Annotated in this window: 22 protein-coding genes; 18 read left to right on the forward strand and 4 right to left on the reverse strand. The window is 70.3% G+C overall.

Annotated features, from left to right (window positions below):
• Window positions 1-7: 7 nt before the first annotated feature.
• The 3 genes from EBE87_RS11190 (at window position 8) to EBE87_RS29665 (ending at window position 2,540) form a co-directional block, all read left to right on the forward strand.
• On the forward strand, window positions 8-448 hold the full coding sequence (locus EBE87_RS11190; protein ID WP_120639881.1) for a GNAT family N-acetyltransferase: 441 nt from the start codon (window positions 8-10) through the stop codon (window positions 446-448).
• A 77-nt stretch (window positions 449-525) separates the two neighbouring features.
• Window positions 526-1,740, forward strand: coding sequence for an MFS transporter (locus tag EBE87_RS11195; RefSeq protein WP_122139992.1), 1,215 nt, complete (start codon window positions 526-528; stop codon window positions 1,738-1,740).
• A 152-nt stretch (window positions 1,741-1,892) separates the two neighbouring features.
• Window positions 1,893-2,540, forward strand: coding sequence for a PEP-CTERM sorting domain-containing protein (locus EBE87_RS29665; RefSeq protein WP_233553244.1), 648 nt, complete (start codon window positions 1,893-1,895; stop codon window positions 2,538-2,540).
• Here the strand turns inward: EBE87_RS29665 and EBE87_RS11205 are convergent.
• Complete coding sequence (locus tag EBE87_RS11205; RefSeq protein ID WP_120638662.1) at window positions 2,537-3,511, reverse strand: DMT family transporter; 975 nt, start codon at window positions 3,509-3,511, stop codon at window positions 2,537-2,539. The two genes, EBE87_RS29665 and EBE87_RS11205, sit on opposite strands and share 4 nt — an antisense overlap.
• Window positions 3,512-3,550: 39 nt before the next feature.
• Between EBE87_RS11205 and EBE87_RS11210 the strand changes: the two genes are divergently transcribed.
• The 5 genes from EBE87_RS11210 to glgX all read left to right on the forward strand — a co-directional run bounded on the left by EBE87_RS11210 (window position 3,551) and on the right by glgX (window position 9,242).
• Window positions 3,551-4,192: an NUDIX domain-containing protein gene (locus EBE87_RS11210; RefSeq protein ID WP_120638663.1), complete on the forward strand. Its 642-nt coding sequence runs from the start codon at window positions 3,551-3,553 to the stop codon at window positions 4,190-4,192.
• Window positions 4,189-4,908, forward strand: a complete 720-nt coding sequence (locus EBE87_RS11215; RefSeq protein ID WP_456316278.1) for an alanyl-tRNA editing protein — start codon at window positions 4,189-4,191, stop codon at window positions 4,906-4,908. The genes EBE87_RS11210 and EBE87_RS11215 overlap by 4 nt, the downstream gene beginning before the upstream one ends.
• A gap of 5 nt (window positions 4,909-4,913) precedes the next feature.
• Window positions 4,914-5,756: a sulfurtransferase gene (locus tag EBE87_RS11220; protein WP_120638665.1), complete on the forward strand. Its 843-nt coding sequence runs from the start codon at window positions 4,914-4,916 to the stop codon at window positions 5,754-5,756.
• Complete coding sequence (gene metC, locus EBE87_RS11225; protein WP_120638666.1) at window positions 5,756-6,961, forward strand: cystathionine beta-lyase; 1,206 nt, start codon at window positions 5,756-5,758, stop codon at window positions 6,959-6,961. The genes EBE87_RS11220 and metC overlap by 1 nt, the downstream gene beginning before the upstream one ends.
• A gap of 154 nt (window positions 6,962-7,115) precedes the next feature.
• Entirely contained in the window at window positions 7,116-9,242 is a 2,127-nt protein-coding gene (gene glgX, locus EBE87_RS11230) for a glycogen debranching protein GlgX (protein ID WP_199707419.1), read from the forward strand.
• Window positions 9,243-9,263: 21 nt separating this feature from the next.
• On the opposite strand, the gene EBE87_RS11235 is transcribed toward glgX, so the two are convergent.
• Window positions 9,264-9,776, reverse strand: coding sequence for a Fur family transcriptional regulator (locus EBE87_RS11235; protein ID WP_199707421.1), 513 nt, complete (start codon window positions 9,774-9,776; stop codon window positions 9,264-9,266).
• A 42-nt stretch (window positions 9,777-9,818) separates the two neighbouring features.
• Here EBE87_RS11235 and hisI point away from each other — a divergent pair, with 42 nt between their 5' ends.
• From hisI to EBE87_RS11280, 9 genes are all read left to right on the forward strand, one after another.
• Window positions 9,819-10,259 (forward strand): phosphoribosyl-AMP cyclohydrolase, encoded by a 441-nt coding sequence (gene hisI / locus EBE87_RS11240; RefSeq protein ID WP_120638668.1) that lies wholly within the window; start codon window positions 9,819-9,821, stop codon window positions 10,257-10,259.
• Window positions 10,249-11,280: a CobW family GTP-binding protein gene (locus tag EBE87_RS11245; RefSeq protein ID WP_233553245.1), complete on the forward strand. Its 1,032-nt coding sequence runs from the start codon at window positions 10,249-10,251 to the stop codon at window positions 11,278-11,280. Before hisI ends, EBE87_RS11245 begins: the two co-directional genes overlap by 11 nt.
• Window positions 11,281-11,382: 102 nt before the next feature.
• Complete coding sequence (locus EBE87_RS11250; protein ID WP_120638670.1) at window positions 11,383-12,033, forward strand: GOLPH3/VPS74 family protein; 651 nt, start codon at window positions 11,383-11,385, stop codon at window positions 12,031-12,033.
• Window positions 12,034-12,143: 110 nt separating this feature from the next.
• Window positions 12,144-12,779 (forward strand): hypothetical protein, encoded by a 636-nt coding sequence (locus tag EBE87_RS11255; RefSeq protein ID WP_147426075.1) that lies wholly within the window; start codon window positions 12,144-12,146, stop codon window positions 12,777-12,779.
• A 15-nt stretch (window positions 12,780-12,794) separates the two neighbouring features.
• Complete coding sequence (locus tag EBE87_RS11260) at window positions 12,795-13,502, forward strand: SDR family oxidoreductase (RefSeq protein ID WP_120638672.1); 708 nt, start codon at window positions 12,795-12,797, stop codon at window positions 13,500-13,502.
• Between the two features lie 32 nt (window positions 13,503-13,534).
• Window positions 13,535-14,125, forward strand: a complete 591-nt coding sequence (locus EBE87_RS11265; protein WP_120638681.1) for a GNAT family N-acetyltransferase — start codon at window positions 13,535-13,537, stop codon at window positions 14,123-14,125.
• Entirely contained in the window at window positions 14,122-15,009 is an 888-nt protein-coding gene (locus EBE87_RS11270; protein WP_120638673.1) for a carbon-nitrogen hydrolase family protein, read from the forward strand. Before EBE87_RS11265 ends, EBE87_RS11270 begins: the two co-directional genes overlap by 4 nt.
• Window positions 15,006-16,151 (forward strand): lipid-A-disaccharide synthase, encoded by a 1,146-nt coding sequence (lpxB, locus tag EBE87_RS11275; protein WP_120638674.1) that lies wholly within the window; start codon window positions 15,006-15,008, stop codon window positions 16,149-16,151. The genes EBE87_RS11270 and lpxB overlap by 4 nt, the downstream gene beginning before the upstream one ends.
• A complete protein-coding gene (locus tag EBE87_RS11280) occupies window positions 16,148-16,486 on the forward strand; it encodes a cupin domain-containing protein (protein WP_233553246.1) in 339 nt (112 codons plus the stop codon). Before lpxB ends, EBE87_RS11280 begins: the two co-directional genes overlap by 4 nt.
• A 1-nt stretch (window position 16,487) precedes the next feature.
• Here the strand turns inward: EBE87_RS11280 and EBE87_RS11285 are convergent, their stop codons facing one another.
• Window positions 16,488-17,222: an aspartate/glutamate racemase family protein gene (locus EBE87_RS11285; RefSeq protein WP_120638675.1), complete on the reverse strand. Its 735-nt coding sequence runs from the start codon at window positions 17,220-17,222 to the stop codon at window positions 16,488-16,490.
• Window positions 17,219-17,974, reverse strand: a complete 756-nt coding sequence (locus EBE87_RS11290) for a hypothetical protein (protein ID WP_120638676.1) — start codon at window positions 17,972-17,974, stop codon at window positions 17,219-17,221. The genes EBE87_RS11285 and EBE87_RS11290 overlap by 4 nt, the downstream gene beginning before the upstream one ends.
• 125 nt (window positions 17,975-18,099) lie before the next feature.
• Here EBE87_RS11290 and EBE87_RS11295 point away from each other — a divergent pair, with 125 nt between their 5' ends.
• Window positions 18,100-19,269 carry a M20/M25/M40 family metallo-hydrolase gene (locus tag EBE87_RS11295; protein ID WP_120638677.1) on the forward strand — a complete coding sequence of 390 codons (1,170 nt, stop codon included), beginning with the start codon at window positions 18,100-18,102 and terminating at the stop codon, window positions 19,267-19,269.
• Window positions 19,270-19,291: the final 22 nt, after the last annotated feature.

Genomic DNA, 19,291 nt, shown 5'->3' on the forward strand with positions numbered 1-19,291 from the left:
GACCCGCTTGGACTTCGAACTGATCGAGGATCGCCAGGGGCCGGAGGCCAGGGCGATCGGGGAGAACCTCACCGCGCACCGCACCAAGGCGCTGGGCTTCGAGCCCGTCAGCCAGCCCGTCTGCCTCGTCCATCGCGCGCCGGATGGCCGCCTGCTGGCCGGGCTGGTGGCGGAGGTGATGCTGGAATGGCTGTATGTCGAGAAGTTCTGGGTGGATGAAAGCCTGCGCGGCCAGGGCATCGGCACCCGCCTGCTGACGGCGGCGGAGGAAGCCGGCAAGGCGCGCGGCGCGGTGGGCGTGACGCTCAACACCAGCAGCTTCCAGGCCCCGGCATTCTACCGCCGCCAGGGCTATACCGAACTCGGCCGCATCGAGGGCCGCCCGGCGGGCCACCAGCGCTTCTGGTTCGGCAAGCGCTTCGACGGCGCGGACCCGCGCACCGGCTGAAGTTTGCGGGCAGGCAGCGGAGTGCCGGCGCGCCCGGCCCATCGCACCCTCGGCGGACCCATTCGAGGATTTCGCCCGTGCCACCCCTGCCACCCGCCTTCCGGCGCCTCAACCACTCCAATCTCGCCGCGCAGTTTTCCGAGCAGGTGGCGCTGGCAGCCGCGCCGCTGGCCGCGGTGCTGCTGCTGGGCGCCGGCCCCGCCGAGGCGGGCCTGTTGCAGGCGGCGCAGACCCTGCCCTTCCTGTTGCTCTCCCTGCCCGCCGGCGTGCTGGCCGACCGCTCCTCCCGCCGCCGGCTGATGGCGGGGGCGGAGGCGCTGCGCGCGGCGTCCCTGCTCGCCTTGCTGGCGCTGCTGCTGGCGGGGTGGCTGACGTTGCCGGTCCTGGCGCTGCTGGGCGCCATCGGGGCCACCGGCACCGTGGCCTATAGCGTGGCGGCCCCGGCACTGCTGCCTTCCCTGGTGGCGCGCGACCAACTGGCCCGCGCCAATCGCGGGTTGGAACTGGCGCGCAGCAGCGCCTATGCCGCCGGGCCGGCACTGGGCGGCGCATTGGTGGGCTGGACCGGCGCGGCGGCGGCCTATGCGCTGGCGGCGCTGCTTTCGCTGGGCGCCGTCCGCGGCCTGGCCGGCCTGCCGGAGCCCGCCACCGCCGCGCCGCCCCGTCGCCACCCGCTGCGGGAATTGTCGGAAGGCACCCGCTTCGTCGCCACCCACGCCCTGTTGCGGCCGATCCTGCTGACGGCGGTGTTCTTCAACACGGCCTGGTTCATTCTTCAGGGCGTTTATGTCGCCTATGCCGTGCAGTCCCTGGGCCTGACCGCAACCGGTGTGGGCATGACGCTGGGCGCCTATGGCACCGGCATGGTGGCGGGCGCCGTGGTGGCCCCCCGCCTGCTCAACGCCCTGCCCTTCGGGCGGCTGGTGGCGCTGGGGCCTGCCTGCGCGCTGCTGGCGGCGCTGCTGATGCTGCTGACCATCGCCCTGCCTTCAGGACTGCTGGCGGCAGCAGGCTTTTTCCTCTTCGGTGCCGGGCCGGTGCTCTGGACCATTGCCACCACCACATTGCGGCAGGCGGTGACGCCGCAGGGACTGCTGGGCCGGGTTTCCGCCGTGGTCATGACCGCCACCTTCGGCGCCAGGCCCCTGGGGGCGGCAATCGGCGCGGTGCTGGCAGGATGGATCGGGGTGGAGGCCAGCCTCCTGGCTTCCGCGCTGTGCTTCGCGGTGCAGTTCCTGCTGATCATGGCCTCGCCGGTGCCCCGCTTGCGGTCCCTGCCTCAGGCAGCATGACAAGCGTGCCGCCATCCACCCTGTAGGCAGGATTTACGGATGCGCCACCGCAGCCGGAAGGCGGCAGCCTAAGGTCTTCATCATCAAGGTATTTTGTCATCGGCACGGTGCTTGCTTCCGCTATCGTTTCGATAACGAAAGGCACCATTCCGATGAAACTGCTTACCGCGCTTTCCCTGGTCACAGGCCTTGCCATGGCGGCAGCCGGGCGGGCGGAAGCCGATGTCATCTATATCTTCACGCAGACCACGCCGACCTATACGAGCCCGGACAGCCCTTTTGCCTCCGGCCCCACTGTCGGCTTCGTCGGCAGCGCGCTGGTCGTCGTCACCGATGAAGCCGCCGCGAATGGCTTCAGCGTCCAGGGCAGTGCCAGCCCGCTGTCCACCCCCAGCATCGACGGGCTGCTGGCCCTGTCGGTAAGCCTGTTCAACGGCCCCTGGTACCCGCCGGTTCTTACCTACGACCTTGATGACTTCCTGACGCCTCGCTCCGGCGCGGTCGCCGGGAGGTTTCTTTTCGACCTGACGGCGGCCGCCGATGGCCTGCTGAACGGCACCATCTATGTCAACAACACCAATGACGAGATGCGGCTGACCTTCACGGGCGCGCCTGTCGTCAACGGCATGTTCAACAGCGATGGCGTTGGCGGCTGCTGGTATGGCGGCTGCACCTTCGCCGGCCAGCAGGTGGTGTACCGGACGTTGCCGCAGGTGGTGCCGGAGCCGGCATCCCTGGCCCTCTTCGGCGCCGGGATGGCCGGGCTCGCCCTGGCGCGCCGCCGCCGTGCCGGCTGCTAGCCGGCAGCCACCGGGCGCGTGTCTCGCCACCACATGCCGAGGCCCGCGCCCACCAGCGCCAGAATGCCCACGATGCTCCAGAAGTCCGGCCATTCCGCCCAGATCATGGCGCCGAGCAGCGTGGTCCAGACAATGCCGGAATATTCGAAGGGCGCCAGCAGCGTCGCCTCGCCGCTGCGATAGGCCGCCGTCATCAGCAGTTGCGCGAAGGCGGAGATGACGCCCACAGCCAGCAGCAGCGCCCATTGCCAGGGCTCCGGCCAGATCCATTCCGGCAGCGCCGCCAGCCCCCCCACCAGCGAGCCGCCGAAGGCGAACCAGAGCACGATGGTGGTGCCGGATTCACCGTTCTCCCCCATACGGCGGATGGTGATCATGGCCAGGGCCCAGCCCACCGCGCCCATCAGCACCACCAGCACCGGCACCAGCGGCAGGCCGGTCTCGCCGACGCCTTCCCAGGGCCGCAGCATCACCAGCACGCCGGCGAAGCCGAAGACCATGGGCAGCAGGCGGGAAGGCTTCAACTTCTCCCCCAGCATCGGCACGCAGAGCGCGGCCAGGAAGAAGGGCATGGTGAAGCCCAGCGCCGTGACGGTGGCCATGGGCAGGTGGATGTAGCCGTAGAAGCTGCCGAACATGCCCATCAGGCCATAGATCACCCGCTGCACATGGGCGAAGGGCCGGCTGGTGGAGAGCATGGCCATCAGGCCGCCCGCCTGCCGCGCCCCCGCCATGGCCAGCGCCAGCAGCACCGGGATGGCCAGCAGGTTGCGGAAGAAGATCACCTGCATCACCGGCACGCTGCCGTGCAGCGCCTTCACGCAGGCCGCGGCCACGGCGAAGGTTGCGGCGGCGCCCAGAACGCAGAGAATGGAGCGGCGGCGCGCGGCCTGCGCGCTGCGCTCCGCCGCGCGGCGCTCGTCTTCGGATGCGGCGGCGGAGGCAGGGTTTGAAAGGATGGCTGGCTGCATGTTCAGGAGATTCCGCCGCGACGTTACGGCCGCGGCCGCATGAAGGCCAGACCGGCAAAGGCCCCGGTGGTGCCGCCGCATCCGCTTTATGTGCCGGAAAGCGACGAGGTGGTCTGGGAAGGCCGCTTTCCGCTGCAGAAGGTGCGCTTCCGCTACCGCCGCTTCGACGGAACGCTCTCCGCCCCCCTGAACTGGGAGATGTGGCGGCGCGGCGATGCCGTGGCCATCCTGCCCTACGACCCCTGGAACCACCGCATCGCCATGATCGAGCAGTTCCGCCTGCCCATGCTGGCGGCGGGCGAGCACCCGATCTCGCGCGAAGTGCCCGCCGGGCTGCTGGAACCGGGCGAGGACCCCGGCGCCTGCGGCCTGCGGGAATTGCGGGAGGAAGCGGGGCTGGAGGCCGATATCCTGGCCGGCATGGGCAGCTACATGCTGGCCCAGGGCGCGACGGATGAGCGGGTGCATTTCTTTGCCGCCCGCGTGCGGCTTCCCGAACCCGGCGAGGGCTCTATCCTGGGCCTGGAGAGCGAAAGCGAGGAAACCCGCGTCCTGGTGCTGGGGGCCGATGAGGCCTTCGGCATGATGGCGCGCAACGAGATCCGCAATGCCTGTGGCGCCATCAGCCTGCTCTGGTTGCAGCTGAACGCCCCGCGCCTGCGGCAGGAATGGACGGCATGAGCACCGAGTTATTGTACCGCACCGACGCCTACGCGACCGAGGCCGAGGCCCGCGTGGTGTCCGCCGCGCCGGAAGGCGTGGTGCTGGACCGCACCCTCTTCTACGCCCGCGCCGGCGGCCAGCCCGGCGATGCCGGCACGCTGCGCTGGGATGGCGGCGAGATGGCGGTGTCGGAAGCGCTGAAGGGCGAGAACGGCACGGTGCTGCACCTGCCGGCCGAGGGCGCCAGCCTGCCGCCCGTCGGCGCCACCGTCCGCATGGCGCTGGACTGGCCGCGCCGCCACCGGCTGATGCGCATGCATACCTCGCTGCATCTGCTGTGCAGCCTGATCCCCGGCGCCGGCGTCACCGGCGGGCAGATCGGCGCCGACCGTTCCCGCCTCGATTTCGACCTGCCGGAGCCGCCGACCAAGGAGGCGCTGACCGAGGGCCTGCGCGCCCTGGTCGCCGCCAACCACCCCGTGACCGAAAGCTGGGTGGACGAGGCGGAGCTGGATACCAACCCCGGCCTGGTCCGCACCCTCTCCGTGAAGCCGCCGCGCGGCGCGGGGGTGGTGCGGCTGGTGCGGATCGGCGAGGGTGAGGCGCCGGTGGACCTGCAGCCCTGCGGCGGTACGCATGTGCGCGCGACGGGCGAGATCGGCACCGTCACCGTCACCAAGCTCGAGAACAAGGGCAAGCAGAACCGGCGGGTCTATCTGGTGCTGGAGGATTGAGCGCGATGCAGGAACTGGTTTCCGCCGAATGGCTGCGGGGCGAGATCGGCGCCCCCGATCTGGTGGTCTTCGATGCCACCTACTACCTGCCGAACGAGCCGCAGGATGCCCGCGCGCTGTTCGCGCAGGCGCATGTCCCCGGCGCCCGCTTCTTCGATGTCAACGAGGTCGCGGACCCCGAGACCAACCTGCCGCACATGGCCCCCACCCCTGGCCGCGCCGAGCGGCTGCTGGGCCAGCTCGGCATCGGCAATGACAGCCGCGTCGTGTTCTACGACCAGAAGGGCCTCTTCTCGGCCGCGCGCGGCTGGTGGCTGCTGCGGCTCTTCGGGCATGAGAAGGTGGCGGTGCTGGATGGCGGGTTGCCGAAGTGGCGCGAGGCCGGCGCCCCGCTGGAGAGCGGCGAGGCCCCTGCCCCCGCGCCGCGGCACTTCTGGGCCGATTTCGTGGCCCGCCGCCTGGCCGGCATCGGCGACGTGAAGCGCGTGGTGGCCGACCGCTCGGCCCAGATCATCGACGCACGCAGCACCGGGCGCTTCGACGGCACGGCGCCGGAGCCGCGGCCGGGTCTGCCTTCCGGCCACATGCCCGGCGCCTGCAGCGTGCCCGCCACCGCCCTGCTGGCGCCCGACCAGACCATGCTGCCGCCGGAGCAGTTGCGCGCGCTCTTCGCCAAGGCGGGCGTGGATGGCTCCAAGCCGCTGATCACCTCCTGCGGCACGGGCATCACCGCCTGCGTCGTCGCCCTGGGGCTGGTGCATGCCGGCCTGCCCGAGCCTGCCGTCTATGACGGTTCCTGGACCGAATGGGCCGCCCGGCCCGAAACCGCGAAAGAGACATCCGCCTGATGCCTGACGATCTCCATTCCAAGACCCGGCGCGGCTTCGGCACCCAGGTCACGCATGTCAGCCGCCCCGGTGTCCGCAACCACGGCTTCGTCAATGGCGCCGTGCATCGCGGCTCCACCGTGCTCTATCCCTCCTGCGAGGCGCGCGGCAGCATCAACGCGGCGGGCTTCGAGAAGCACGCGCTGACCTATGGCACCTCCGGTGGGCCCACGCATTTCGCGCTGGAGGATGCCATCGCCGAGGTGGAGGGCGGCACGCGCTGCCTGATCGTCGGCACCGGCCTCGCCGCCTGCGCGGTGCCGCTGCTGGCCTATCTGAAGGCCGGCGACCACTGCCTGATCCCCGACAGCGCCTATGGCCCGACCCGCCGCCTGGCCGATGGGCTGATGGCCGGCTGGGGCATCGAGACCACCTATTACGACCCTGGCATCGATGCCGAGGGCCTGAAGGCGCTGATGCGCCCCAACACCAAGGTGCTCTATACCGAGAGCCCCGGCAGCCACACCTTCGAGATGCAGGACATCCCGGCCCTGGCCGCCGTGGCCCATGCCGGCGGCGCCAAGGTGCTGATGGACAACACCTGGGGCATCCATCACTTCCAGCCCTTCCAGCACGGCGTCGATGTCTCGATCCAGGCGCTGACCAAGTATGTCGGCGGCCATTCCGACGTGCTGCTGGGCAGCGTGACGGTGAATTCCGAGGAAGACTGGCGCATCATCGCCGGCGCCGGCCGCTTCATGGGCCATTACGCCAGCCCGGACGACTGCTGGCTGGCGCTGCGCGGGCTGCGCACCATGGCGGTGCGGCTGAAGCACCAGGAAGCCGCTGGGCTGGAGGTGGCCCGCTGGTTCGAGGGGCGGCCGGAAGTGCTCCGCGTGCTGCACCCCGCCCTGCCCAGCCACCCGCAGCATGCGCTGTGGAAGCGGGACTTCACCGGCGCCTGCTCCCTCTTCGGCGTGGTGTTCCAGCCGCGCTACAGCGCCGCGCAGCTCGATGCCATGGTGGATGGGCTGAAGCTGTTCGGCATCGGCGCCTCCTGGGGCGGGTACGAAAGCCTGGCGCTGCCCACCACCGGCTACATCACCCGCACCGCCACCAGCACCGAGCTGCTGGGCGGGCCGGCCGTGCGCTTCCATATCGGCCTGGAGGATACCGCCGACCTGATCGCGGACCTGGACAGCGCACTGGCCACACTGCCACGCTGAGGCTTCCCGGGCGGGGCATGCCCAGCCCCGCCCGGCACCACTTTGTTAAAATTGCGGCTTGAACCTCGCAACTTGGCGAGACCTGGCAGGGTTAAGGGATGCCCTCTCAGCCAGGAATTCTCCCGTGCCCCCGTCGATCAATCAGTCTCGCGTCATGCAAGGCCGCCCGAACCCCCTGGGCGCCACCTGGACCGGCCTGGGCGTCAATTTCGCCCTCTTCTCCGCCAATGCCACCAAGGTCGAGCTCTGCCTCTTCGACTCCTCTGGAGAGACGGAGCTGGAGCGGATCGAGCTGCCGGAATACACCAACGAGGTCTTCCACGGCTTCCTGCCGGACGCGCGCCCCGGCACGATCTATGCCTACCGTGTCCATGGCCCCTATGCGCCGGAGGAAGGGCACCGCTTCAACCCCAACAAGCTGCTGCTGGACCCTTACGCGCTGAGCCATGTGGGCGACCTGAAGTGGGACCACGCCCTGTTCGGCTACACGATCGGCCACAAGGACGAGGACCTCTCCTTCGACGAGCGCGACAGCGCCCGCTTCATGCCCAAGTGCCGCGTGGTGGACCCCGCCTTCACCTGGGGCAACGACCGCCGCCTGCGCATCCCCTGGGAGCGGACGCTCTTCTACGAGACGCATGTGAAGGGCGCCACCAAGCTGAACCCGGTGGTGCCGGAGGAGATGCGCGGCACCTATGCCGGGCTGGCGCACCAAGATGTCATCAAGCACATCAAGTCGCTCGGCGTGACATCGGTGGAGCTGCTGCCGATCCAGTTCTTCCTGAACGACGACTACCTGCTGCAGAAGGGGCTGACCAACTACTGGGGCTATAACTCCCTCGGCTTCTTCGCCCCCGCGCGGCGCTATGCGCGCACGCCGGATTTCGCCTTCGCCGAGTTCAAGGAAATGGTGGCGCGCCTGCATGATGCCGGGCTCGAGGTCATCATGGACGTGGTCTACAACCACACGGCCGAGGGCAATGAGCGCGGCGCCACGCTCTCCTTCAAGGGCATCGACAACGCCAGCTACTACCGCCTGCTGCCGGACCAGAAGCGCTACTACATCAACGACACCGGCACCGGGAACACCGTCAATCTTTCCAATGCCCATGTGCTGCAGATGGTGATGGACAGCCTGCGCTACTGGGTCAACGAGATGCATGTCGATGGCTTCCGCTTCGACCTCGGCACCATCCTGGCGCGCGAGCCGGGCGGCTTCGACACCCAGTCCGCCTTCCTGAAGGCCTGCATGCAGGACCCGGTGCTGTCGGATGTGAAGCTGATCGCCGAGCCCTGGGATATTGGCCCTGGCGGCTACCAGGTCGGCAATTTCGCGCCGGGCTGGGCGGAATGGAACGACAAGTACCGCGACACCGTGCGCGGCTTCTGGGTGGGCGAGGAAGGCGCGGCCGCCGATCTCGGCAACCGCCTCTCCGGCTCCGCCGACCTCTTCGACCACAACGGCCGCAAGCCCTGGGCCAGCGTGAACTTCCTGGCCGCCCATGACGGTTTCACGCTGAACGACCTCGTCAGCTACAACGAGAAGCACAACGAGGCGAATGGCGAGGAGAACCGGGACGGCCATTCCCACAACCGTTCCTTCAACTACGGCGTCGAGGGCCCGACCGACGACCCCGAGATCAACGAGGTGCGGGAGCGGCAGATCCGCAACATGCTCGGCACCCTGTATCTCTCCCAGGGCACGCCGATGCTGCTGGCGGGCGACGAGTTCGGCCGCACCCAGCAGGGCAACAACAATGCCTATTGCCAGGACAACGAGATCTCCTGGCTGGACTGGGACTGGAAGGACAAGGGCGAGCGGCTGGTTGCCTTCACCCAGAAGCTGGCGACGCTGCGGGCGCGCTTCCCCATCCTGCGCCGTGGCCGCTTCCTGTCCGGCGATTTCCATGAGGCCAGCGGCAGCAAGGCGCTATCCTGGTGGAAGCCCTCGGGCGAGGAAATGGAGTCGGATGACTGGAACGACCCCAACACCAAGTGCTTCGCCCGCATGCTGGACGGCCGCGCGCAGGAAAGCGGCATCCGTGTCGCCGCGCATGACGAGACGATCCTGACCATCCTGAACGCGCATCACGAGGCGGTGGAATTCATCCTGCCGCCGGTGCCTGAGGGCGTGGCCTGGGTGCGGCTGCTGGATACCAACATCGTCGGCGAGGAGGAGGACGAGGAACCCGCCTTCAAGATCGGCGAGAGCTACACCGTCACCGGCCGCTCCCTGCTGCTCTTCCGCCTGCGGACGCAGCGGCGGCGCCCGGCCGCCTGAGGCGCCACCGCCTGCGCCGCCTCAGCCCTTGGCGGCGCAGGCGGCGCAGCGGCCCTCGATCTCGACGGTGGCATGAACGGCGGTGAAGCCGGCCTTTGCCGCCGCCTCGGCCACGGCATGGGCGACGCCGTGGTCGCTGACTTCCAGCGTCAGGCCGCAATCGCGGCAGATCAGGAACTGGTGCGGGTGCGCGTGGCCGTGGTGGTCATGGTCATGCCCGGCCTCGACGCAGCCGACGAAAGCGTTCAGCCGCTCCACCTTGTGGATCAGCCCCTGCTCCAGCAGGAAATCCAGCGCCCGATACACCGTGGGCGGCGCGGCGCCCGGCCGCTGCGCCTTCAGCTTGTCCAGCAGCGCATAGGCGCCCAGCGGCTGCTCAGCTTCCAGCACCAGGGCCAGCACCTGCCGCCGCAGCGCCGTCAGTTGCGCCCCGGCGCGGGCGCAGCGGGTATCGGCCACCTCCAGCGCATGACGCACCGATGCCGGCAGCATCGCTTCCGCCGCCTCGCCCGTGCTGCCCTGCCCTGCTGCCATGCCCATTCTCCGCTGCCCGTCCAACCGTTATATAGTAACACCATGTCCAGCACCGATACCGGCACCGCCGTCACAGACCCCGCCGCCCGCGCCCGCTTCCTGGCCGCTGTCCGCTTCGACGATCGCGGGCTGGTGCCCGTCATCGCCCAGGCCCATGGCACCGGGGAGGTGCTGATGATGGCCTGGGCCAATGCCACGGCGCTGGAGGAAACCCTCGCCACCGGACGTGTCGTCTATTTCAGCCGCAGCCGCAACGCGCTGTGGCGGAAGGGCGAGACCTCCGGCCAGGTGCAATATCTGGTGGACCTGCGGCTGGATTGCGATGGCGACACCGTCCTGGCCCTGGTGGAGCAGACCGGCGTGGCCTGCCATACCGGCCGCCGCTCCTGCTTCTTCCAGGTGCTGCGGGAGGGCGAGCTGACCGCCATCACCGCGCCGGAAGCGGACCCTGAGGCGCTGTATGGCCACAAGCATGGCCATTGAATCCCCCATCCCCGTCACGGTGCTGACGGGCTTCCTGGGCGCCGGCAAGACCACGCTGCTGAACCACCTGCTGCGCCAGCCGGAGATGGCCGCCACGGCGGTGATGATCAACGAATTCGGCGAAATCGGCCTCGACCACCTGCTGGTGGAGGCGTTGGAGGAGGATGCCATCCTGCTCCAGGCCGGCTGCCTCTGCTGCACCATCCGCGGCGACCTTTCGGCGGCGCTGCAACGGCTGGCGGCGCGGGTGGAAGCAGGCCAGGAGGTGCGGCGCGTGGTGCTGGAAACCACCGGCCTCGCCGACCCCGTACCCATCCTGCAGACCCTGCTGGCGGACCCGGCCATCGGGCGCCACTTCACCCTGGCGGGCGTCGTGACGCTGGTGGATGCCGCCAATGGCCTCGCCACGCTGGACAGCCAGTCGGAAGCAGTGCGGCAGGTGGCAGTGGCCGACCGGCTGCTGGTCAGCAAGCCCGACCTCGCCGATGCCGCCATGCTGGAGGCCCTGCTGGCCCGGCTGGCGCAGCTCAACCCCGGCGCGGTGCCGGTGTTGGCGGCGAATGGCGCGGCGCCGGTGGAAGCCCTGCTGGGCGAGGGCCGCTTCGACCCCGCCGACCATGGCGAGGCCGTGCGCGGCTGGCTCGACGCCTCGGCCTGGAACGGGCACCACCATCACCACCACCACCATGATCCCAACCGCCACGATGCCAGCATCGAGGCCTTCTGCCTGACCTTCGACCGCCCCTTGCCCTGGCAGGGCCTGGCTACCTGGCTGGAGATGCTGACGGCGACGCGCGGTGCCTCCGTGCTGCGGGTGAAGGGCATCCTGGACCTGGAGGGGCAGGAGAAGCCGGTGGCCATCCACGGCGTGCAGCATGTCTGGCACAGCCCCACCCTGCTGTCCGGCTGGCCGGAGGGTGAGCCGCGTCGGTCCCGCATCGTCTTCATCCTGCGGGACCTGCCGCGCGCGGTGGTGGAGGACGGGCTGGCCGCCTTCGTGCAGGCGGCGCGCGCCAGTTAGTTACGGCTGAGTCTCGGCTGGCGGCAACCGGCAGCGTCAGGGGGCGTTGCCGGCACAAGGACCCTGCCCTGAGGCGGGGACTTCGCCAAAGGAGACGCCACCATGTCACTGACCATGCCGGAGGAACTCCTCCTGCTGATGCTGGACGATGAAAGTGGGCGCCTGACTGACCGTGCCACCCCGGCCGGTGATTACGCGCTGATCGGCGCCATGCTGGCGGAGCTGGCGCTAGAAGAGCGCATCGACACCGACCCGCCGCGCCTGCGCGTGAAGAGCGCCGCCCCCACCGGCGACGCGGTGCTGGATGGCGTGCTGGCACGCATCGCGGCGGAGCGTGAGCCGCGCGACAGCCGCTGGTGGGTGGAAACGCTTGCTGGCGATGTCGAGACCTACCGCAACGCCTATTTCGAGCGGCTGGTGCAGCGGGGCATCCTGAAATCCGAGGAAGGCCGCTTCCTCTGGTTCTTCTCCGAGCGCCGCTACCCCGTCATCTCGGACAAGGAGGAACGGGAGGTGAAGGCGCGGCTGATGAGCATCATCTTCGAGGATGGCCCGCCTTCCGCCCGGGATTCCCTGCTGATCGGCCTGACCCGCGCCGCCGGCCTCTTCCCGCTGCTGCTGGCGCCGGGCGAGCTGGAGCGGGCCCAGCCGCGCATCGAGGCCGTCTCCCGCCACGAAGCCTTGAACAAAACCATCTCGGACGCGGTACGCGACATCTTCATCGAGGTGGCCCGCTACGCGCCGGTGATGTGACAGGGGGGAAAGGCTACGCATTTGTCACCGGAAGGGAGCCTTCCCCCGCGCTCCGGGCGTCTCATCTTTCCCGCAGGGCCGCTGATGGCCCTTCGGGAAGGAACCCGCCCATGAAACGACGCATGCTTCTCGCCCTCACGGGCGGGCTTTCGCTGCAAGCGGGACTCGCCACGGCCCAGGCGCCAGCACCGCAGCGCGTGCGGCTGCGCGGGCGCATCGACAGCATTGCCGCCGACAAGCTGGACATGACGCTGCGCGACGGCGGCAAGGCCAGCGCCACCCTGCCGGCCAACCTGCGCGTGACCGAGATGATGCCGGTGAAGCTCTCCGACATCCGGGAGGATAGCTATATCGGCGTGGCGGCGATGTCGCAGCCCGATGGCGTGCTGCGGGCGATGCAGGTGGTGGTCTTCCCCGCTTCCTCGCGCGGCGTGGGCGAAGGGCACTACCCTTGGGTCATGGGCGAAGGCAGCACCATGACCAACGGCACCGTGGGCAGCATGACGAACGGCACCGTCGGCCGTGTCGGCAGCGGCCAGGATGTGGTGCTGACCGTGCGCTACAAGGATGGTGAGCAGCGCATCCTGGTGCCGGAGGATGCCTCCATCCTCACCTTCACCCCCGCCAGCCGCGACATGCTGGCGCCGGGCACCGAGATCATCCTCAACGGCACCCGCGCGGCGGATGGCAGCATCGCCGCCGCGTCCATCAATGTCGGCAAGGACGGCGTGCTGCCGCCCAGTTGAAGCCAGGAACAACGCATGAGTGACTCCTCCCCCGTCGCGCTGGTCACCGGCGGCGCGCATGGCATCGGCGCCGGCATCGCAACGCATCTGGCCGGCAAGGGCTGGCGCGTGGTGACGGCCGACCTGAAGCCGGCGCCCGGTGCCCCCGGCCGCCATGTGGTGGCCGATATCGCCGAGGAAGCCGCCGTGGCCGCGCTGCTGGACGGCATCGCGGCGCGGGAGGGGCGGCTGGATGCCATGGTCTGCAATGCCGGCATCATGGTGCGCAAGCCGGTGGAGGAACTCTCCCTGGCGGAATGGCAGCGCGTGCTGGGCACCAACCTGACCAGCACCTTCCTGCTGGCACGGGCGGGGGCGAAGCTGCTGCGGGCTTCCGGGCGCGGCGCCATCGTCACCATCGCCTCCACCCGCGCGCATATGTCGGAGCCCGACACGGAATCCTATTCCGCCAGCAAGGGCGGGCTGCTGGCGCTGACCCATGCCCTGGCCGTCAGCCTGGGGCCGGACATTCGGGTGAACTGCGTCAGCCCCGGCTGGATCGACGTGGCCGGGGAGGATCTGCGCCCCGAGGACCACGCCCAGCACCCCGCCGGCCGCGTCGGCCGGGTGGAGGATATCGCGGCGCTGGTGGCCTGGCTGGTGGGGCCGGAGGCGGGCTTCGTCACCGGCTCCGAATTCATCAGCGACGGCGGCATGACCCGCAAGATGATCTACGCGGAATAGCCGCTGCGGGGCTTTGGTTGTATGCCGGCCCCATGGCCCTCCGCTTCGAAACCCTGCGCGGCCCCGCGCTGCATCCCTGGCTGCCGGCGCTGGCGCGGCTGCGCATCGCCGTCTTCCGCGAATGGCCCTACCTCTACGAAGGCGATGAAGCCTACGAGGCCCGCTACCTGCGCGCCTATGCGGAAGGCGAAGGCGCCGCCGCCTTCGTGGCCTTCGATGGCGAGACCCCGGTGGGCGCCGCCACCTGCGAACCCATGACGCAGACCCATGAAGAGGTGCGCGAAGCCTTCCTCGCCGCCGGGCGGGACCCTGCGGAATACTGCTATTTCGGCGAAAGCCTGCTGCTGCCCGAATGGCGTGGCCAGGGCGCCGGCGTGCGCTTCTTCACCTTGCGGGAGGAACATGCGCTCTCCCTCGGCCTGCGCCGCGCCACCTTCTGCGGCGTGCGGCGGGACAGCCGGGACCCGCGCCGCCCCGCCGGCTACGCGCCGCTGGATGCCTTCTGGCGCAAGCGCGGCTACACGCCCTGCCCCGGCCTCTCTTGCACCCTGAGCTGGCGCGAGATCGGCGCCACGGAGGAGACGCCGCATACCCTCGATTTCTGGGAGCGCCGCCTGCCATGACCGCCCTGCGCCTTGCCCTGCTGCAATATCCGGTGGAACGGCCTGAGGGCATCGCCGCCTTCGGGGCCAAGCTGGACCGCTGGCTGGCGGAAGCGAAAGCCAGCGGCGCGGAACTGGCGGTGCTGCCGGAATATGCCTGCGTGGAACTGGGCGCCGCCCTCACCGGCTCCGACGTGGCGGATGAGGCAACGGAACTGGCGGCGATGGTGGAAGCCGCGCCCGCCATCCTGGAAGCCATGCGCGCCGCCGCCCGCCGCGCCGGCCTCTGGCTGCTGCCCGGCACCATGCCGGTGCGGGACGCGGATGGGCTGATCCGCAACCGCGCGCCGCTGATCGCGCCTGATGGCCGCCTCGCAACCCAGGACAAGCATGCCATGACACGCTTCGAGCGTGAGCGCTGGGGTGTCTCCGCCGGCAGCGGCCCGGCGGTGTTCCAGACGCCCTGGGGGCTGATCGGCATTTCCATCTGCTACGACGTGGAATTTCCCAAGCATGTCCGCTCCCAGGTGGAAGCCGGGGCCTGGCTGATCCTGGCGCCCTCCTGCACCGACACCATGCATGGCTTCAACCGCGTCCGCGTTTCCGCCGCCGCGCGGGCGGTGGAGAACCAGTGCTTCGTCGCCATCACGCCCACCGTCGGCGTCGCGCCCTGGTCGGCCGCGCTGGACGTGAACCGGGGCCATGCCGCCGTCTTCGGCCCGATCGACCGCGGCTTCCCGGAAGATGGCGTGCTGGCGCGCGGGGCGCTGGACATGCCGCAATGGGTCTTCGCCGACCTCGACCCCGCGCGCATCGAGGCCGTCCGCCGGGAAGGCGCGGTCTTCAACCATCGTGACTGGCCCAAGCAATCCTTCAGCCGGCCCAAGGCGACGGCGCCGGCATGACCCTCATCTACCTAATTGCCGGCGAGGCTTCCGGCGACCTGCTGGGCGCGCGGCTGATCGCGGCGCTGCGGGCGGCGCGGCCGGATCTCACCTTCGCCGGCGTTGGCGGAGACCGCATGGCGGAACAGGGCTTTTCCAGCCTCTTTCCCATGCGGGAACTGGCGGTGATGGGGCTGGCGGAAGTGCTGCCGAATATCCGCCGCCTGTCCCGCCGGCTGGATGAGACGACGGCAGATATCCTCGCGCGCAGGCCTGGCGTAGTCGTCACCATCGACAGCCCGGGCTTCGGGCTGCGCATCGCGGCGCGGGTGCGGCCGCGCGGCTTCCGCGTGCTGCACTATGTCGCGCCGCAGGTCTGGGCCTGGCGCCCGGGGCGGGTGAAGCGCATCGCCAAGGAAGTGGACCGCATCCTGGCGCTGCTGCCCTTCGAGGCGCCGTTTTTCGAGAAGGCCGGCATTCCAGTCGATTTCGTCGGCCATTCCATCCTGGAATCTGGCGCGGACCAGGGCGATGCCGCCCGCTTCCGCGCGAAGCACAACATCGCGCCCGATGAGCGCGTGGTGCTGGTGATGCCCGGCAGCCGCCGCAGCGAGGTCGGGCGCCTGCTGCCCACCTTTGGAGCGGCGCTGAAACTGGCGGCGCAGCAGATGCCGAAGCTGCGCCCCGTGGTGCCGCTGGCCGGCCCGGTGGAGGAAGCGGTGCGCGCCACAGCCGCCCATTGGCATCCCGCGCCGATCCTGGTGCAGGACGTGCAGGAGAAATACGACGCCTTCGCCGCCGCTGCCGCCGGGCTGATCAAGTCCGGCACCTCCTCGCTGGAAGTGGCGCTGGCGGGGGTGCCGATGGTGGTGGGCTACCGGGTGAACCCCCTCACCGCCATCATCGCGCGCCGGCTGGTGAAGGTGCCGCATATCAGCATCGTCAACCTGCTGGCGGAACGCCGCATCATCCCGGAACTGGTGCAGGAGGATTGCACGCCGGAAAAGCTGAGCGCGGAACTGGTGCGCCTGCTGACCGACCCCGCCGCCGCCGCCGCGCAGCGGGAAGGCTTCGCCACCGTCTTCCACATGCTGCGCCCGGCCGAGGGCCTGCCCAGCGCCGCTGCCGCCGCCGCCGTGCTGCGGGCGCTGGAGCCGGCGTGACAGCCGCCCGGTTCGGCCGGCTGGGCGAAGGTCCGCGCCCGGCACCGGGCGAGGAAAGCTTCACGGAATTGCTGGCGGCGGGTGGCGCGGTGGTGGAACGCATCCTCTCCCGCGCCGCCGCCAGCCCACCCGACTTCTGGTACGACCAGCCACAGGACGAATTCGTGCTGCTGGTCTCCGGCGGCGCCGCGCTGGAATTCCCGGACGGCACGGTGATGCACCTTTCCCCCGGCGACTACGCCGTCCTGCCCGCCCATTGCCGCCACCGCGTCGCCTGGACCGAAGACGAGACACTCTGGCTGGCGGTGCACCTGCCGGAGGGCGGGAGCCGCTGACCTAGCCCCGCAGCAGCGCCGCCAGGGCCGGGGAAAGCCCGCTGCTGTCCCGCCCCTTCAAGGGCGCCAGGCTGCCGCTGCGGGCCTTGGGCAGGTTCAGCGCTACCAGTGCCTCCGCCATCTTCACGGCGCAGGCGATGCCGTCCAGCAGCGGCACGGAGGCACGGGGGCCAAGCCGCGCCGCCATGCCCGCCAGCGCCGCGCCACCCAGCACCACGGCATCGGCGCCGCCCGCGGCCAGCCGGGCGATGCCCTCCAGCACCATGGCCTCCACCCAATCCGGCTCGGCCACCGCGTCCTGCGGCGTGGCATCGATGCCTTCCAGCCCGGAGAGGCGGGCGGAAAGCCCGTGGCGGCCGATCAGCTCGCGGTAGGTTTCCACGCCCCCCAGCGTCAGCAACCCGAAGCGGGCGCCGGTCATGCAGGCGGTCAGGCAGGCGGCCTCGGTCATGCCCACCACCGGGCCGGGCATCAATTGCCGCGCGGCTTCCAGCGCCGTGTCGTGGCTGACGGCCAGCACCACCGCCTGCACCTGCCCGGCATGTTCCGCCAGCAGTTCCAGCAGCGCATGGCCGGCGATCACATTCTCGGCGCGGGAGGAAATCACCGCCGGGCCGAAGCGCGGCGTTCCCGGCACGATCTCGGTGCCCGGCGCGGCGGCTGCCCGCGCGGCCTCGGCGCAAAGCCGCGTGATGGCCTCGGTGGTATTGGCATTGGCGACCAGGATGCGCGTCATGACCGCAGCATTCCCGCGAAGGCGCCTTCCGCCAAGCGCGAATCCTCGCGCGCCCGCAATGGCTGCGCCACCGCGCTGCGCACCCGGCTGGCCCAGACCAGGAAGGGATTGATGCCCAGCACATCCCCCGGCCGTAGCGGCAGGTTCAGCGGCGGGCCGGAGGCTTCCAGCGCCTGGTCCAGGGCCGCCAGGGCCTCGGGCGCCAACCCATGGGCAATGGCGTCACGGTCCAGACGCGCGGAGAAAACCCCGCTGCTGACAGCGAAGACCGGCACCTCCAGGCCGCCCGAAGCCTGCGGCAGCGGTTGGTAGAAAGCCTCCAGCGCCGCGCGGTCGGTCTTCAGCAGGGCGTTGTGAACGGCGGCGGCCGAATGCAGCGTCATGGTCGTGGAATCCGTGCAGAGCAGCAGCAGCATGTCGCAGGGTTCGTTGAACAGGGAACCCTCGCCGGCCGGGAAGAGCATCACCTCGCCAATGCGGGCGCCAAGCAGGCGCAGCAGCGCGCCCGGGTCCTCCGGCAGGGGCAGGCCGCGCAGCAGCACGAAGCCCTTGCCGTGCAACAGCCGCTCCGCGACGCGGGACAGCAGCGGGTCCAGGCGCGGCAGGGCGGCGCCGGGGGCGGCCGCCTGCGCTTCCGCCGCGGCCTCCACGCCCAGCGGCAACATCCAGTCGGCGGGGGACAGCGCCTCGGCATGCCAAAGATGCGGGCCGGCTTCGGGCACGATGCGGCGCGGGGGCGGGGCTTCGGTCATGGAGCGGGAGTGTAACAGCGCTCTGGCGGCGGCGTCAGCCACTCCGCTGCCGAAGCCTGGCCCTTGCCGTGATGCCGAAGAGGCCGCAGGCTGCCGCCCCGAACCGCATTGCAGGAGCCTTACCCATGGATGCCGCGACGCCTTCGGCGCTTTCTCCCAACGCCAGCCGTGCCCTGGCCCTTCCCTTCACGGCGGAAGGGTTGCTGGCCAGCCTGCGCCCCTGGGTGGAGCAGGAAAGCCCGACCTTCGACGCCACCGCCGTCAACGCGATGATGTCCCTGGCGATGCGCGACATGGCGCTGATGGGCGCCCGCGTGGAGCGTATCCCCGGCCGCATGGGCCTGGGCGACTGCATCCGCGCCCGCTTCGCCCCGCCCGGCGCGGCGGAGGGCGGCATCCTGGTGCTGGCGCATCTGGACACCGTGCATCCCGTCGGCACCCTGGCCACCGGCCTGCCCTTCCGGGTGGAAGGGGACCGCGCCTTCGGCCCCGGCATCTTCGACATGAAGGGCGGCACGGTGCTGACGCTGCAGGCCCTGGCGGCGTTGGCGAAGGCCGGCATCCCCACCAGCCGCCCCGTGACGGTGCTGCTGACCAGCGACGAGGAGATCGGCAGCCCCTCCACCCGCGACCTGATCGAGGCCGAGGCCTCCCGCCACCAGGTGGTGCTGGTGCCGGAGCCCGGGCGGACGGATGGCGGCGTGGTCACCGGGCGCTATGCCATCGCGCGCTTCAACCTGCGCACGGTGGGCCGCCCCAGCCATGCCGGCGCCCAACTTTCCGCCGGCCGCAGTGCGGTGAAGGAAATGGCGCGCAGGCTGATCGCCATCGAGGACATGACCACGGAGGCCTGCACCTTCTCCGTCAGCGTCATGCATGGCGGGCAGTGGGTGAACTGCGTGCCGACCTTCTGCGACGCCGAGGCCCTGACCATGGCCAAGCGCCAGCCGGACCTCGATGCGGCGGTGGAGAAGATGCTCGCCCTGAACAATGCCAGCGGCGACGTGCGCTTCGAGGTGAAGCGCGGCGTCACCCGCCCGGTCTGGGAGCCGGACGAGGCAGTGATGGGCCTCTACGAGCAGGCCCGCCGCCTGGGCGCCGAGCTGGGGCTGAACATCGCCCATGAAAGCGCCGGCGGCGGCTCCGACGGCAATTTCACCGGCGCCATGGGCATCCCGACGCTGGACGGGCTGGGCGTGCTGGGCGGCAATGCCCATACGCTCAACGAGCACATCCTGATGGACGCGCTGGTGCCCCGCGCCCGGCTGATAGCCGCCCTGCTCGCCAGCGTCTGAGCCAAACTCCCCCGGCGGCGGC

Source organism: Teichococcus wenyumeiae (assembly GCF_003696345.1).
GTDB classification, from domain to species: Bacteria; Pseudomonadota; Alphaproteobacteria; order Acetobacterales; family Acetobacteraceae; genus Pseudoroseomonas; species Pseudoroseomonas wenyumeiae.

Coding starts and splice junctions, on each gene's coding strand:
- EBE87_RS11295 (WP_120638677.1), top strand. CDS start 18,100: ATGGATGCCGCGACGCCTTCGGCGCTTTCTCCCAACGCCAGCCGTGCC.
- EBE87_RS11250 (WP_120638670.1), top strand. CDS start 11,383: ATGTCACTGACCATGCCGGAGGAACTCCTCCTGCTGATGCTGGACGAT.
- hisI (WP_120638668.1), top strand. CDS start 9,819: ATGTCCAGCACCGATACCGGCACCGCCGTCACAGACCCCGCCGCCCGC.
- EBE87_RS11215 (WP_456316278.1), top strand. CDS start 4,189: ATGAGCACCGAGTTATTGTACCGCACCGACGCCTACGCGACCGAGGCC.
- EBE87_RS11235 (WP_199707421.1), bottom strand. CDS start 9,776: ATGGCAGCAGGGCAGGGCAGCACGGGCGAGGCGGCGGAAGCGATGCTG.
- EBE87_RS11205 (WP_120638662.1), bottom strand. CDS start 3,511: ATGCAGCCAGCCATCCTTTCAAACCCTGCCTCCGCCGCCGCATCCGAA.
- lpxB (WP_120638674.1), top strand. CDS start 15,006: ATGACCCTCATCTACCTAATTGCCGGCGAGGCTTCCGGCGACCTGCTG.
- metC (WP_120638666.1), top strand. CDS start 5,756: ATGCCTGACGATCTCCATTCCAAGACCCGGCGCGGCTTCGGCACCCAG.
- EBE87_RS11270 (WP_120638673.1), top strand. CDS start 14,122: ATGACCGCCCTGCGCCTTGCCCTGCTGCAATATCCGGTGGAACGGCCT.
- EBE87_RS11260 (WP_120638672.1), top strand. CDS start 12,795: ATGAGTGACTCCTCCCCCGTCGCGCTGGTCACCGGCGGCGCGCATGGC.
- EBE87_RS11210 (WP_120638663.1), top strand. CDS start 3,551: ATGAAGGCCAGACCGGCAAAGGCCCCGGTGGTGCCGCCGCATCCGCTT.
- EBE87_RS11245 (WP_233553245.1), top strand. CDS start 10,249: ATGGCCATTGAATCCCCCATCCCCGTCACGGTGCTGACGGGCTTCCTG.
- EBE87_RS11255 (WP_147426075.1), top strand. CDS start 12,144: ATGAAACGACGCATGCTTCTCGCCCTCACGGGCGGGCTTTCGCTGCAA.
- EBE87_RS11290 (WP_120638676.1), bottom strand. CDS start 17,974: ATGACCGAAGCCCCGCCCCCGCGCCGCATCGTGCCCGAAGCCGGCCCG.
- EBE87_RS11265 (WP_120638681.1), top strand. CDS start 13,535: ATGGCCCTCCGCTTCGAAACCCTGCGCGGCCCCGCGCTGCATCCCTGG.
- EBE87_RS11220 (WP_120638665.1), top strand. CDS start 4,914: ATGCAGGAACTGGTTTCCGCCGAATGGCTGCGGGGCGAGATCGGCGCC.
- glgX (WP_199707419.1), top strand. CDS start 7,116: ATGCAAGGCCGCCCGAACCCCCTGGGCGCCACCTGGACCGGCCTGGGC.
- EBE87_RS29665 (WP_233553244.1), top strand. CDS start 1,893: ATGAAACTGCTTACCGCGCTTTCCCTGGTCACAGGCCTTGCCATGGCG.
- EBE87_RS11285 (WP_120638675.1), bottom strand. CDS start 17,222: ATGACGCGCATCCTGGTCGCCAATGCCAATACCACCGAGGCCATCACG.